Raw genomic sequence first — 12,889 nt, 5'->3', positions numbered from 1 at the left:
ACGCAGATGTTATTGAGCATGCACGAGCAAGAGCGCCTGATGATCTATCTGGCGGCCAAGCTGGCCATGGAGCGAAAAGCCCGCGGGTTGAAGCTGAACCTTCCGGAAGCTACCGCCATCGTCACCGCCTACCTGCTGGAGGGCGCACGCAACGGCGAGACTGTGGCCGACCTGATGGAGTCCGGCCGGGAGGTGCTCACCCGGGACGACGTGATGGAGGGCGTTCCGGAGATGTTGGCCCAGGTTCAGGTGGAGGCGACGTTTCCGGACGGAACCAAGCTGGTCACCGTGACGGGGCCGATCCCATGAGGGTCACCGAGAATCCGTTCGGCAGGAACCGGACGGGCGACCGCGGCCCGAAAACGGATGCCTCGCACCCCAGCGACAACCCGGGATACGACAGCGGGGTTGTGTACGACCACAAGGTGAAGCATCCATCATCCGGCGTCGGCAGCTCGAGCCAGCCGCGCCGGCCCGGAATGAACGAACGCCAGTCACCCCGCCGACTCTTCGATGCCAAGATCAGCGCCTACGAGCCCATCATCCCGGGTGAGATCCTTTTCGGGCGGGATCCGGTGGAGATCAACGTGGACGCCGAGGTGACGAGGATCCGCGTGGAGAACCCGGCGGATCGACCGGTTCAGGTCGGTTCGCACTATCACTTCGCCGAGGTGAACGCCGCCCTGAGGTTCGACCGGAAGGCCGCGTGGGGCAAGCGGCTGAATGTGCTCTCCGGCGGGTCGCTGCGGTTCGAGCCGGGGGCGGCAGAAGAAGTTGAACTCATTCCGATCGGGGGCAAGCGGATCGTGCGGGGGCTGCGCGGACTGTGTTCAGGAGAACTCGATGCCACAGATCCCCCGCGCTGAGTACATCGCGTCGTTCGGCCCGACGACCGGCGACCGCATCCGCCTGGCCGACACGAACATCATCATCGAGGTCGAGGAGGACCGCTGCGGGTACGGCGAGGAGATGGTCTTCGGCGGCGGCAAGTCGATTCGGGAGTCGATGGGGCAATCCAACGCCACCCGCGCGGAGGGCACCCCCGACCTGGTGATCACCGGTGCTGTTGTGCTCGACCACTGGGGCGTGATCAAAGCGGATGTCGGTGTGCGCGATGGACGGATCGTCGCCCTGGGCAAGTCGGGCAACCCGGACACGATGTCGGGCGTGCACCCCAACCTGGTCATCGGCCCGTCTACCGAGGTGATGTCCGGAAACGGCCTCATCCTCACCGCGGGCACCGTCGACACCCACGTGCACTTCGTCGGACCCCAAATGCTGGCCGTCGCCCTGCAGGCCGGCACGACGACGGTGGTCGGCGGTGGCACCGGGCCGACGGAAGGGTCGAAGGCCACTCTGGCGACTCCCGGCTCCTGGTGGATGCAGCGGATGCTCGAAAGCATGGAACCGTGGCCGCTGAACGTGCTCTTCCTCGGGCGCGGCAACACCACTTCGCACGAGTCGATGTGGGAACAGCTGCGCGGCGGGGTCGGTGGCTTCAAGGTTCATGAGGATTGGGGTGCCACCCCGGCGGTGATCGACGCCTGCCTGCAGGTGGCCGACGAGTCGGGTGTGCAGGTCGCTGTGCACAGCGACACCCTGAACGAGTCCGGGTTCGTGGAGGACCTGCTGGCGGCGGTGGCCGGTCGCACCTTCCACTCGTTCCACACCGAGGGTGCCGGAGGCGGGCACGCCCCCGACATCATCCGCATCGCCAGTGAGCCGAACGTGCTGCCGGCCTCCACGAACCCGACCCGGCCGTTCACCCACAACACCATCGATGAGCACCTCGACATGGTGATGGTGGCCCACCACCTGAACCCGCAGGTGCCGAATGACCTGGCCTTCGCCGAGAGCCGTGTGCGTGAGGGCACCATCGCCGCCGAGGACGTCTTGCAGGATATGGGCGCGATCTCGATCATGTCGTCGGATGCCCAGGCGATGGGCCGCATCGGCGAGGTGGTGATCCGCACCTGGCAGACCGCCCACCGCATGAAAGCCCTGCGTGGCCCGCTCCCCGGTGACGACCGCGCCGACAACCTGCGCGCCCGCCGGTACGTTGCCAAGTACACGATCTGTCCGGCGGTCGCGCACGGGCTGGAGCGCGAGATCGGGTCGGTGGAACCGGGAAAGCTGGCCGACCTTGTGCTGTGGCAACCGGCACTGTTCGGCATCCGCCCCACCGTTGTCTTCAAGGGCGGTGTCGCCGCGGTCGCCGCACTGGGCGACCCCAACGCCTCGATTCCCACACCGCAGCCGGTCATGGAACGGCTGGGTTTCAGCGTGGGCTCGCGTGCCGCAGCGGCGACGTCGTTCGCGTTCGTCGCCCCCGCCGCCATTGAGGACGGGCTGGCCGATCGCCTGGACATCAACCGCAAGCTGGTGGCGGTGGAGAATGTGCGCGGGCGCAGCAAGGAGGACCTGCCGGAGAACACCGCGATGCCGCATATCGAGGTGAACCCGAACACCTACGGCGTCACGGTCGACGGCGAGCTGATCGAGCATGAACCCGCCGTCGAACTGCCCATGGCGCAGAGATACTTCCTGTTCTGATGCGAACGACGCTGACGGAACCGTCGACCCCCGGCCGCTCGGTGCCTGTCGATGACCGCCCGGGCTCCCTGGCCGCGCTGTTGCTGCTGGCTGACGGGCGCTTTCCGACGGGCGGCCATGCCCACTCCGGGGGTTTCGAGGCGGCAGCGGTGACGGATGCCCTGGGTGACGTCCCAGCCCTGGAGGGCTTCCTGCGCGGTCGCCTGACAACTGTCGGCCTGGTCGCGGCTGCCTTCGCCGGCGCTGCCTGCCGGATGTTCGCGGAGACGGCAAGGGACGGCGCCGATGTCACGGCTGCACTGCTCCCCCTCGACACGGAGTTCAACGCCCGCACGCCATCCCCAACGCTCCGCACGGTCTCCCGTCGGCTCGGCCGCTCGGTGCTGCGCGTCGGCGGCACCGTGTGGCCGCACGCAGGGCTTCAGCGCATCGCGTCGCTGCCGGGCAATGGCCTGCACCAGCCGGTCGCGTTCGGCGCGGTCGCCGCCGCAGCCGGCCTGACCTCGAGGGATGCCGCCTACCTGGCGGCGTACGAGTCCATTGCCGGGCCGGCGACAGCCGCCATCCGTCTGCTCGGGCTGGATCCGTTCCAGGTGAATGCCGCCCTCGCCCGGCTGGGTGCCCAGGTTGCCGAGGTGGCTGACGAAGCCGCCGGCTATCGCGATGCTCCACCCGCCGAGCTGCCCGCTCGCGCGGGGTTCCTGCTCGAAATCTTCGCCGAAGTCCATGCCACCTGGGAGGTGCGTCTCTTTGCCAGTTAATCCGTCACATGAGCACGAGCACGAGCAAAACGATGGTCACGGCCACGAGCATCCGGATGGCCGCATCATCCAGCTCGAGGAGAGCCACGAGGGGGCGAATACCCTCCGCGCCACCCCGGACCACATTCACGTCGACGAGGAGGAACCGCTCGCGGCCGGCCCCCGGCAGGCGGTGCGGATCGGGATCGGAGGGCCGGTCGGGTCGGGTAAGACCGCCCTGGTGGCGGCACTCTGCCGAACCCTGCAGGATCTTCAGATCGCAGTGGTCACCAATGACATCTACACCACGGAGGATGCCGACTTCCTGCTGCGCAACGGTGTGCTCCCGGCCGATCGGGTCACCGCAGTCGAGACCGGTGCGTGCCCGCACACGGCCATCCGCGACGACATCTCCACCAACCTGGAGGCGATCGAGGAGCTCGAGGAGAAGCTGCCGCCGCTCGACCTGATCCTGGTCGAAAGCGGCGGCGATAACCTGACCGCCACTTTCAGTCGCGGGCTGATCCATCACCAGATCTTCGTCATCGACGTGGCCGGTGGGGACAAGGTGCCGCGCAAGGGCGGCCCCGGTGTGACATCCGCCGACCTGTTGGTCATCAACAAGACCGACCTGGCGCCGTACGTTGGCGCCGACCTGGGGGTCATGGACCGCGACGCGAAGGCAAAGCGAGGTGAGCTGCCGGTGCTGTTCACCTCCCTCACCGAGGAACCATCTGCAGCGGCGGTGGCCGACTGGGTTCGGGATCGCCTGGCCGAACATCGCTGATGCGGTCATACGCGGGCGTGGCTGCCGACAGTCTCGCCGACGAGGACGGCCTGCTGCGCACCCGCATCAGTTGGATGCGATCCCAGGCACCGTTGATGTTCCGGCAGACGCGCGAGCCGTTTCCCGACGTTGTCGCGCGGTGGGGGGCGGATGCGCGCAGCGTTGCGAGCGTGAGGCTGGCGGCCGGCGCGGCCGGTCCGCTCGGTGGCGACCAGTTGCGCATTGACGTGCGCGTAGGCGGCGGGGCGATGCTGATGGTGAGGGCCGTGTCTGCGACGCTGCTGCTCCCCGGACCGCACGGGCTGGAGTCGAGCAGCGAGGTCACCATCAGGGTGGCGGCCACGGGAACGCTGGTATGGATGCCGGGACGGCAGATCGCGGCTGAGGGGTGCCGGCACGCATCCGTCACCCGCATCGAGTTGGAGCCGGGGGCGCGGTTGTTCGCTCGGGAGGAGTTGCTGCTCGGCCGGGAAGCTGAACTGCCGGGAGCGCTCCGCCAGCGTCTGCGGGTGACTCTTGGCGGTGTGGCGCTCTACGACCAGGAGGTCGCGGTGGGTGCGGGCGCGCCGGGATGGCAGAGTTCGGTGGTCACCGGTGGGCGACGGGCCCTCGGGTCGGTGCTGATCGTGGATCCGGCGCACGATGAGGCGCCGACCACCACCGTCTCAGAGCAGTTTCCGGATACCGCGGTGATGAGACTGGCCGAGGAGGCAGTGCTCGTAGCCAGCGCCGCCCCCGACGCGATAGAGCTGGACCGCCGACTCTCCGCCGCATTGGTATCGGTGGGTTGAGCGACTCGCGCAGCAAACGATGTTCGGTGGGTTGAGTAGCTCGCGCAGCGAGCGTATCGAAACCGCTCATGCCAGCAGTATCAGCACCAACCCGATCAACGGCAGCGTCCCCTGGGTGAACGCGGCACCGATGTACCGTCGCCCTGTGCTCACCAGCACGACAGCCGCCGCCACCATGCTGGCCATGGTGAACACGACGAGCGCCGTACCCGCAGCTTCCCAGCCAGCACCGAAGAACACGACGCCGACGATCGCGCCGATGGCGAGGAACAGGTTGTAGAACCCCTGGTTGTAGGCGAGCGGCCTGGTGGTTTCGGCATCCGCCTGGGAGGCGAGGCCGAAGCGCTTCCAGATGGCGGGGCGCGTCCAGGCGATGCTCTCCATGATGAAGATGCCCACGTGCAGCGCTGCGGCGAGGGAGACGACCAGTGTGGCGACGATGATCATGCGGTCAGCCTATTGCCCGGTTGCAATCATTGTGCGGAACTGTCGATCGGGCATCCGCTCATTCGTCATTGGGGTATGTCGGCCACCCACTGTGGCCGAGTACGTTACCTACGACGGAAGGAAATCCCATGCGTTACATGCTTCTGCTCAACTACCCCGAGATGACCGAGGCCGAATTAGGCCCGGAGGCGTTGGCCGAGGGCATGGCCGCCTTCGACGCCTACGCGAAGTCCCTCAATGAGTCCGGCGCGCTGATTTCGGCGGAGGTGCTGCAGTCGGTTGCGAAGAGCACCACCGTGAGCATGCGTGATGGCAGCCTGAAGGTTCAGGATGGCCCGTTCGCCGACACCAAGGAGCAGTTGGGCGGCACGTTCGTCATCGACGTCCCGGACCTGGATGCCGCACTCGCCTGGGCGGAGAAGTGCCCCGCGGCACAGTACGGGGTGGTGGAGGTGCGCCCGTCTGCGCTGATCTTCGAGGACGGCCAGTGGCAGGGCGAGTTTGATCGCTGACGAGCAGGTCGAGCGGGTCGCCCGTGCGTCGTACGGGCGACTGCTCGCGCTTCTTGCCGCGCCGACCGGTGACATCCGGCTGGCCGAGGACGCCTTGGCGGATGCCTTCGAGCAGGCCTTGAGAACCTGGCCCGTTTCCGGTGCGCCCGCCAACCCGGAAGGATGGTTGCTCACGGTGGCCCGCAACCGCATCCGCGACGTCTTCAAGTCGGCGGCCCAGCGAAGGTCGACTGTGCTGGGTGACCTGCAGCCCGCCGTGTTCGAAGAGTTCGATCTCGACGCCATCCCCGACAAGCGGCTCGAGCTGATGTTCGTCTGCGCCCACCCGGCGATCGATGCCGGCGTTCGCGCTCCCCTGATGCTGCAAACGGTGCTCGGGTTCGAGGCAGCCCAGATCGCCAGGGCGTTCGCGATGCCTCCGTCGGCGATGGCGCAGCGCCTGGTGCGGGCCAAGCGGCGCATCCGCGACGCCCGGATTCCATTCAGCGTTCCCACCCGGCAGGACATGCCGGCTCGCCTGCCTGCCGTGCTGGAGGCGGTGTACGGCGCGTACTCCATCGACTGGATGCTGGTCTCCGGCGAGGCGATGCGGGAATCGCTCTCGGCGGAGGCGCTCCACCTCGCTGCGACCCTGGCCGAGTTGCTCGGTGACGAAGCTGAGGCGTTCGGCCTGGCAGCGCTCATCGCCTTGTCGCTGACGCGGGCGGATGCGCGGGTCGTCAACGGCAGGCACGTCCCCCTCGATGAACAGGACACCACGAAATGGAACGCCGGGCTCGTCGCCCAAGGTGAGGCGTGGTTGCGGCGGGCCCACGAGCTCGGCAGCATCGGCCGCTTCCAGCTGGAGGCGGCCATCCAGTCGGTCCATTGCGCCCGTGCAGCGTCCGGGGTGACCGACTGGGTCTCGCTGCGTAAGCTGCACGAGGCACTGGTTTCAATCGCCCCGTCCCTCGGCGCACACGTGTCACTCGCTGCCGTGATCGGCCAGGTCGACGGGCCAGAGGCTGGTCTCTCGTACCTGGACTCCATCGACGACCCAGCCGTGCACCGTTTCCAGCCGGCGTGGGCGACCCGCGCGCACCTGTTGGCGTCCGCCGGTTGTCGCGGCGAAGCATCCGCCGCCTATGAGAAGGCAATCTCGCTGACCACGGATACCACTGTGCGCGACTATCTCAGGGAACGCGCCCAGCTCCGCTGATTGAGCAGCCCGCTGTCAACCCAACCCGCAACTCCCTTCGTCGCACTATCAGAGTCACATCGATGATCAGGGAGTCACCATGAACAGGTTCGGCAAACTCAGCATCGCGGCCGCAGCGACCGCACTTCTCCTGGTCGGCTGCACGCCCACACCGGTTCCGCCCCCGGAAGTGCTGCCTCCGGCTCCCGCAGCTCCCACACCGACGCCGGCGGCCGACCCGGTCGAAGAGCGAGCCGACTACGGTTTCACCTATTTCTATGAGGCGGATCTCGGTACCTGGGAGGAGATGAGCGCCCAACTGTCGCACCCGGTGGCGGGAATGCCCGACTGCCCCTATTACGGCATGGTGTGGGGCACCGAGGTGGCCAACACCTTCGCCTTCATGGACCCGGATAACATCGCTGTCGGCGCCCTGTTCTTCTACACAATGCCGGGGATGACCACCTCCACGGCGCCGTACCCGCGCAACGCCGAGGGAGTCGGCCTCGGCAGTACACACGCCGAGGTGATAGCCGCCTTCCCCACGGCCGTGGTCGGCTCCATGGTGGATCTCGGAGCCGGCGACATTGCCACCATCACCGTCGATGACCCCGACAGCGACTCCAAATACGTCTACGGGTTCAACGGCGGTTCGTCGACGGTGGACCTCCTTCAGTGGGGTCCGGGTGCTGGCAACCAGTGGAGCCACCTCTGCGGAGGCTTCTAGCACGCGCCCGGACAGGCTTCCGGTCGATCAGAAAATCTGCCGGAGGTTGGTGCGGGCCAGGTCGATGAGCTCGTCTCCGCGGCCAGACATGACGGTGCGGAAGGCGTAGAGGGCGAAACCCTTGACCTGCTCGGCCGTGATCGACGGCGGGATCGACAGCTCGTGACGCTCGGTGACGACATCGATGAGGGCCGGGCCGTCGTGATCGAGTACTTCCTTCAGTGCCGCCGGAAGCTGCGACGACTCCTCCACCCGAACGGCATGGATGCCCATCGCCTGGGCGAGCGCGGCAAAACTCGGATTCTCCAGGCCGGTGCCCCAGGTGACGAAACCGGCCGCCTTCATCTCCAACTCGATGAAGTTCAGCGAAGAATTGTTGAAGACCACCAGCTTGACGGGCAGTTTGTACTGCACGAGCGTGAGCAGCTCACCCAGCATCATGGTCAGGCCGCCGTCGCCGGCGAGCGCGACGACCTGCCGCCCCGGGTACGCCACCTGGGCGCCGATGCCGTGCATGAGGCCGGATGCCATCGAGCCGTGATTGAAGGATCCGATCATCCGCCGCTTGCCGTTCATGGTCAGGTAGCGGGCGGCCCAGATCACCGGTGAGCCGACATCGGGGATGAAGACGGCATCATCCGCCGCCGTCTCGTCGACCAGCCTGGCCAGGTATTGCGGGTGGATCGGCCTCTTGTCGCTGCTCGGCGTGGCGAGCTCATCGAGTTGGCGGCGAGTCTTGTCGTAGTGGTCGAGCATCTCGTCAAGGTGCGTGCGATCGGTTTTCGTCTGGAGGTGCGGCAACAGGGCGTCGATGGTCTCCCTGACGCCACCGACCATCGCGTGATCCAGGTGCGTGCGCCGGCCCAGCTGTTCGCCACGGATGTCGATCTGGATTGTCGTGGCGTCCGGGTAGAACTGCTGGTACGGGAAGTCGGTGCCGAGCATGAGCAGGGTGTCGCAGCCCTCCATCGCGCGGGCACCGGATGCGAACCCCAGCAGACCAGTCATGCCGACATCGAACTCGTTGTCGTACTCGATGTGCTCCTTGCCTCGCAGGGCATGGACGACCGGGGCCTTCAGCGCTTCGGCGATGGCCAGCAGTTGATCGTGCGCACCAGCCACCCCGGCACCCGCGAGAATCGTGACCTTCTTGCCGGCGTTGAGCAGTTCGGCCGCGCGAACCAGTTCCCGCTCGACCGGCACGACGTCTGAGACGGTGGCGGTGACGACATCGACCCGGTTGTCGGGGATCTGGGCCAGGGCGACATCGCCCGACACCACCACCACCGCCACTCCGCGCTTCTCCAATGCCGCACGCATGGCGATGCGCAGCACTCGCGGCATTTGGTCGACGTTGGACACGTGCTCGACGTACACACTGCATTCACGGAACAGGTCCTGCGGGTGGGTCTCCTGGAAGTACCCGCTTCCGATCTCGTCACTGGGGATGTGGGCGGCGATCGCCAGCACCGGCACGCGGGATCGCTGCGCGTCGTACAACCCGTTGATGAGGTGAAGGTTGCCGGGACCGGCGCTGCCGGCGCATACCGCCAGTTCACCGGTCAGCCCGGCTTCAGCCGCAGCGGCGAAGGCGGCCGTTTCTTCGTGCCTGACGTTGATCCATTCGATGTCGCTGGTGCGTAGAGCATCCGTGAACCCGTTCAGGGAGTCGCCGGCGATGCCGTAGACCCGCCTGATCCCGCTTGCCTGCAGTGTAGAAACCATGTTCTCGGCGACGGTAACCATGTCGTCCTCTCTGACGGTCAGGGCTGTTGCCAGCCAACCTACCCACTGTCGCTGGATATCCCCAGCCTCGTCAGCTCCTCATCCATGCGGGTGGCCAGTTCGGCGTAACCCTCATCGTTCGGATGCAGGCCGTCCCACGAAATCCATTCCGGATGCCCATGCAGCCAACCAGACGCGCCGGCAACGTAGTCCGCGTCGATGTCGGCGGCGGCGTCCCTCAGCCAACCGGCTATCTTGTCGAGCGAGTCTGGCGGTTCACCGTCGTGCCAGAACGGTTCGACGACGATGATGCGGGCATCCGGAAGCTCCGTGCTGAGCCGTTCGAAGTCGTCCTCGATGTTGTGTTTGATGTCGGCAGCAGCGAACTCGAAACTGAAGGTGTCGTTGAGACCCAGCGTCACGATGACGATGCTGGGGCGCTGTTCGATGATGAGGCTGGGCACATCTCCGTCACCCACCACCGTGCGGTAGTTCACGAACCCGAGCCCGGCAACGCTCGGATTGAACTCCGCCCAGCCGCGCTGCTCGCAGATGATCGTCGACCAGCGCTTCGATGGGTCGCTGGCACCCATCCCTGAGGTGTACGAGTCGCCGTAGAACGCGACGACCGGGCCGTCGCCCTCGGGCGCGGCCGGCACGGGAGCGCACGCAGCAACCCCCACCAGTAGGCCGAGGCCGACGAGTACCGCGCAGAGTTTCTTCATGTCATTGCCAGCCGTTCCCATGGTAGGTCGAGCCGGGCTGATGTTCACCGCGGAAGCCGGCAGACACTTTCTGCGCCGAGCGGGTGACGGCATTACGATTCGGGCATGACAGCGTTCGAGATCGTGAGCGTGATCTTCGGCGTGCTTGGGCTGCTCGGTGGCGCGGTCGGTTTCTTCCGTGCTGTCCGGGCCGACCGTCGGTCGAGCACCGCCGAGGCGGTAGCGGCGGATGCGCAGGCGGATGCAGCATCCGCCCTCGCGAAAAGCGCCGACGCGACTGAGCGAATCGCGGCAGCCGTGGAGCTCATCGCGCGACGCAGGGGCGTGGCAGCCGACACCCTGCTCACAGAGTCATCGTCACCTGAACTGAGTGCGTTGCTGGGTCGCCGCGAGGTGAACTGGGTGGTCGAAGCCCGCACGGTGCCGAACAGTTACCGGCTGCGGAACCTGGGCTCGCTTCCGGCCCGCGAGGTCACGATCTGCGAGAGATCGGCGGCTTCACTCGTTGAACCGGGAGCTGCGACGACGTTCAGCACGGGGCAGCACCCCGGCGCAATCGAGGTGTCGTGGCGGGACGATTCAGTGACGAATCGCCTGAGGTCAGCGGTCGAACTTCCTTCAGAGGCCGAGCATGGCAGCACCTGAGTCCATGAGACGTGCGTTAGCTTTTGGACTGGTTTCCGCGCAGTTGGTCTTGCTCGCGGCACTCGTCTTTGTTCCCCATGGTTCGCTGTGGCCTATCAACGGGGCCACCGTTGCGACCTCGATCGCGCTTGGCGTGGCCGGCGCGATCCTCGTTACCCTGGGCGTGCTCGGCCTCGGGCCGGCGCTGACGCCGAGCCCGATCCCACGAGCGCAGGCGGGGCTGGTCACAAATCGCGTGTACGGCTTCGTTCGCAATCCGATCTACACCGGGCTAATGGTCGCTGGGCTCGCGCTCGCGCTGTTCGGAAGTTCGGTCTGGCACGTCGCCGCCTGGGTCGCCCTCGTCGTGGTGCTGTCGGTCAAGACCAGGTGGGAAGAGCGGATGCTCGCCCGCGAGCACCCGGAATATGGCGAGTACGCGGCGCGCGTCGGCCGCTTCGTGCCGGGGGTGGGCCGGCTGCGGCCTCCCACCTGAATGTCACATCAAAACTGATTCTGCGGGCGACGGTTCGATCGAGTTTTCGCATCGATCGGTCGAACTCTGCGGTGGTTTCGAGTCGCCAAGCGTCCAAAGGCCGCCGATCGCTCATAGATCGAGTTCTGCGTTGAGGTCGCTCAGCGGTCGCGCCTTCCGATCAGACGCTTCCCACCGATCGATGACCTCGTCTGCCCAGAACCGTTCCTCCAGTTCATCAAGGTGGGTCTCGATCGCTTCTTTCACGTAGAACGAGCGAGTGCGCCCGGTGCGCGCCGCGAGCGCGTCGAGCCGGCTTTCCTGCTCGGGCGAAAGACGCACTGCGATTGTCATGTTGCCTCCAGCTGTCTACCTGTAGACGGTACATCGTCAGCGTTCGGCGGACTGGGTACTTCACTGTTCAGCGCCTATACAGTTGCATTGTTTAGTCGCTAAACTTAGACTATGAAAGCGCGGGAGGTGAACAAGCGAATAGAAGCCTTGGGGGGTCGAATACTTCGACAAAAGGGATCCCACCGGTTATATTCAGTCTCTTCGGACGGAGCGACAGGTCAAACAACCGTCCCGCAGCACACCGGCGATATTCCGATCGGACTGTTGCGAAAGATTGAGAAGGATCTGGAATTGGTTCTCGGGAAAGGATGGCTCAGATGACCTACACAGTGGAAGTAACGCGTGAGAACGATGCGTGGATTGCCGCGGTGGTCGATCTGCCTGGTGCCCACACCTTTGCGAAAAACCTCACCGCGTTGGATGCCGCGGTGCGTGAGGTCATCAGTCTGGTGGCCGAGCTCGGCGACGACATTCCGATAGAGGTTGACTACCGCTACCTCAATCTCGATGCCACCGCTCTGGAAGCAGCCCGACTCGGCGAGCGGCGCAGAGCCCTGCTTGCACAGCAAGACCGGCTGGGACTGGAAGCTGTGGTGAGGGCAGAGGCCCTGATCAAAGCCGGCTATTCCGTTCGGGATATCAGCGGGTTGCTCGCCATGTCGCCTGGCCGCGTCTCCCAGATCACGTCAGCGGCAAAAGGCAAAGGAAAGAAGAGCGCGTAGCCCGTCGGGACTAGACATGGTCGGCAGGTCACTTCGACAGGCTCAGTACGGCGCACGATACGCGGCCTCGCTGCGCTCGGGCGCTACTCGACCCACGGGAGAGCGGGTCTCGACCAGCGTTGCGCTAGAACAGCTGGGTGGTGTCGCCCTCGGTCGGCTTGCGGCGGGGCTTGCGGTTGTCGCGGGTTTGCGGCCAGGCGACTCAACTCGTCTTCTTGCCGCCCGGGTTCATCGTGCGGTACTTGAACCAGCTGAGAATGACGTTCATCCCGCCGACGGTGTAGTCGAACACCGCCTTGTCGACCGGGCCCCCCACGCCGTTGCGCGAGCCGTGCTGATGAGGAACGTCGATATCCAGCTCAATTTTGTGAGAGGCAAGTCTTTCCGACTTCTCCGTGGGGGCAACCAGGGGCCATTCTCTGACAGCCATCGGCATCAAGCACTGACTGACACCCGTACCATTAACCCGAACACTGTTGACCCGTAGGCACTTCATTCCCGAAAGTCATCAAGCGTTAGTGACGAGTAAT

Annotated in this window: 18 protein-coding genes; 13 read left to right on the top strand and 5 right to left on the bottom strand. The window is 65.8% G+C overall.

Going from position 1 to position 12,889, the window contains the following annotated elements; translation table 11 throughout:
- Positions 1-6 precede the first annotated feature (6 nt).
- The 6 genes from ACX3PH_RS06485 to ACX3PH_RS06460 are packed head-to-tail and all read left to right on the top strand — an operon-like array spanning position 7 to position 4,871.
- Positions 7-309: an urease subunit gamma gene (locus ACX3PH_RS06485; protein WP_459090611.1), complete on the top strand. Its 303-nt coding sequence runs from the start codon at positions 7-9 to the stop codon at positions 307-309.
- The gene (locus ACX3PH_RS06480) at positions 306-866 is read left to right on the top strand and encodes an urease subunit beta (RefSeq protein WP_459090609.1); all 561 of its coding nucleotides are present in this window, start codon (positions 306-308) and stop codon (positions 864-866) included. The genes ACX3PH_RS06485 and ACX3PH_RS06480 overlap by 4 nt, the downstream gene beginning before the upstream one ends.
- On the top strand, positions 844-2,553 hold the full coding sequence (locus ACX3PH_RS06475) for an urease subunit alpha (protein ID WP_459090607.1): 1,710 nt from the start codon (positions 844-846) through the stop codon (positions 2,551-2,553). The genes ACX3PH_RS06480 and ACX3PH_RS06475 overlap by 23 nt, the downstream gene beginning before the upstream one ends.
- Complete coding sequence (locus ACX3PH_RS06470) at positions 2,553-3,314, top strand: urease accessory protein UreF (RefSeq protein WP_459090605.1); 762 nt, start codon at positions 2,553-2,555, stop codon at positions 3,312-3,314. Before ACX3PH_RS06475 ends, ACX3PH_RS06470 begins: the two co-directional genes overlap by 1 nt.
- Positions 3,304-4,080 (top strand): urease accessory protein UreG, encoded by a 777-nt coding sequence (gene ureG, locus ACX3PH_RS06465; protein ID WP_459090603.1) that lies wholly within the window; start codon positions 3,304-3,306, stop codon positions 4,078-4,080. Before ACX3PH_RS06470 ends, ureG begins: the two co-directional genes overlap by 11 nt.
- 17 nt (positions 4,081-4,097) lie before the next feature.
- A complete protein-coding gene (locus ACX3PH_RS06460; RefSeq protein ID WP_459090601.1) occupies positions 4,098-4,871 on the top strand; it encodes an urease accessory protein UreD in 774 nt (257 codons plus the stop codon).
- A 66-nt stretch (positions 4,872-4,937) separates the two neighbouring features.
- Here the strand turns inward: ACX3PH_RS06460 and ACX3PH_RS06455 are convergent, their stop codons facing one another.
- The gene (locus tag ACX3PH_RS06455) at positions 4,938-5,318 is read right to left on the bottom strand and encodes a DUF1304 domain-containing protein (protein WP_459090599.1); all 381 of its coding nucleotides are present in this window, start codon (positions 5,316-5,318) and stop codon (positions 4,938-4,940) included.
- A gap of 128 nt (positions 5,319-5,446) precedes the next feature.
- Here ACX3PH_RS06455 and ACX3PH_RS06450 point away from each other — a divergent pair, with 128 nt between their 5' ends.
- The 3 genes from ACX3PH_RS06450 to ACX3PH_RS06440 all read left to right on the top strand — a co-directional run bounded on the left by ACX3PH_RS06450 (position 5,447) and on the right by ACX3PH_RS06440 (position 7,734).
- Positions 5,447-5,830 (top strand): YciI family protein, encoded by a 384-nt coding sequence (locus tag ACX3PH_RS06450; protein ID WP_459090597.1) that lies wholly within the window; start codon positions 5,447-5,449, stop codon positions 5,828-5,830.
- On the top strand, positions 5,820-7,028 hold the full coding sequence (locus ACX3PH_RS06445) for an RNA polymerase sigma factor (protein WP_459090595.1): 1,209 nt from the start codon (positions 5,820-5,822) through the stop codon (positions 7,026-7,028). The genes ACX3PH_RS06450 and ACX3PH_RS06445 overlap by 11 nt, the downstream gene beginning before the upstream one ends.
- A 79-nt stretch (positions 7,029-7,107) precedes the next feature.
- Entirely contained in the window at positions 7,108-7,734 is a 627-nt protein-coding gene (locus ACX3PH_RS06440) for a hypothetical protein (protein ID WP_459090593.1), read from the top strand.
- Positions 7,735-7,761: 27 nt separating this feature from the next.
- On the opposite strand, the gene poxB is transcribed toward ACX3PH_RS06440, so the two are convergent.
- Both poxB and ACX3PH_RS06430 read right to left on the bottom strand, forming a co-directional pair.
- Entirely contained in the window at positions 7,762-9,480 is a 1,719-nt protein-coding gene (poxB, locus tag ACX3PH_RS06435) for a ubiquinone-dependent pyruvate dehydrogenase (RefSeq protein ID WP_459090591.1), read from the bottom strand.
- A gap of 38 nt (positions 9,481-9,518) precedes the next feature.
- Complete coding sequence (locus tag ACX3PH_RS06430) at positions 9,519-10,184, bottom strand: SGNH/GDSL hydrolase family protein (RefSeq protein ID WP_459090589.1); 666 nt, start codon at positions 10,182-10,184, stop codon at positions 9,519-9,521.
- Between the two features lie 105 nt (positions 10,185-10,289).
- Between ACX3PH_RS06430 and ACX3PH_RS06425 the strand changes: the two genes are divergently transcribed.
- The gene (locus ACX3PH_RS06425) at positions 10,290-10,829 is read left to right on the top strand and encodes a hypothetical protein (protein WP_459090587.1); all 540 of its coding nucleotides are present in this window, start codon (positions 10,290-10,292) and stop codon (positions 10,827-10,829) included.
- A gap of 4 nt (positions 10,830-10,833) precedes the next feature.
- Entirely contained in the window at positions 10,834-11,304 is a 471-nt protein-coding gene (locus tag ACX3PH_RS06420; protein WP_459090585.1) for a methyltransferase family protein, read from the top strand.
- A gap of 111 nt (positions 11,305-11,415) precedes the next feature.
- On the opposite strand, the gene relB is transcribed toward ACX3PH_RS06420, so the two are convergent.
- Positions 11,416-11,637, bottom strand: a complete 222-nt coding sequence (gene relB / locus ACX3PH_RS06415) for a type II toxin-antitoxin system RelB family antitoxin (protein ID WP_459090583.1) — start codon at positions 11,635-11,637, stop codon at positions 11,416-11,418.
- Positions 11,638-11,748: 111 nt separating this feature from the next.
- Between relB and ACX3PH_RS06410 the strand changes: the two genes are divergently transcribed.
- Positions 11,749-11,958: a type II toxin-antitoxin system HicA family toxin gene (locus tag ACX3PH_RS06410; RefSeq protein WP_459090581.1), complete on the top strand. Its 210-nt coding sequence runs from the start codon at positions 11,749-11,751 to the stop codon at positions 11,956-11,958.
- Positions 11,955-12,359, top strand: coding sequence for a type II toxin-antitoxin system HicB family antitoxin (locus ACX3PH_RS06405; protein ID WP_459090579.1), 405 nt, complete (start codon positions 11,955-11,957; stop codon positions 12,357-12,359). Before ACX3PH_RS06410 ends, ACX3PH_RS06405 begins: the two co-directional genes overlap by 4 nt.
- A gap of 202 nt (positions 12,360-12,561) precedes the next feature.
- Here the strand turns inward: ACX3PH_RS06405 and ACX3PH_RS06400 are convergent, their stop codons facing one another.
- Positions 12,562-12,795 carry a hypothetical protein gene (locus ACX3PH_RS06400; RefSeq protein WP_459090577.1) on the bottom strand — a complete coding sequence of 78 codons (234 nt, stop codon included), beginning with the start codon at positions 12,793-12,795 and terminating at the stop codon, positions 12,562-12,564.
- Positions 12,796-12,889: the final 94 nt, after the last annotated feature.

This window comes from Homoserinimonas sp. A520, from assembly GCF_054489245.1.
Note: the sequence above shows the minus strand (reverse complement) of the source record. Positions and strands in the feature narration are given on the sequence as shown.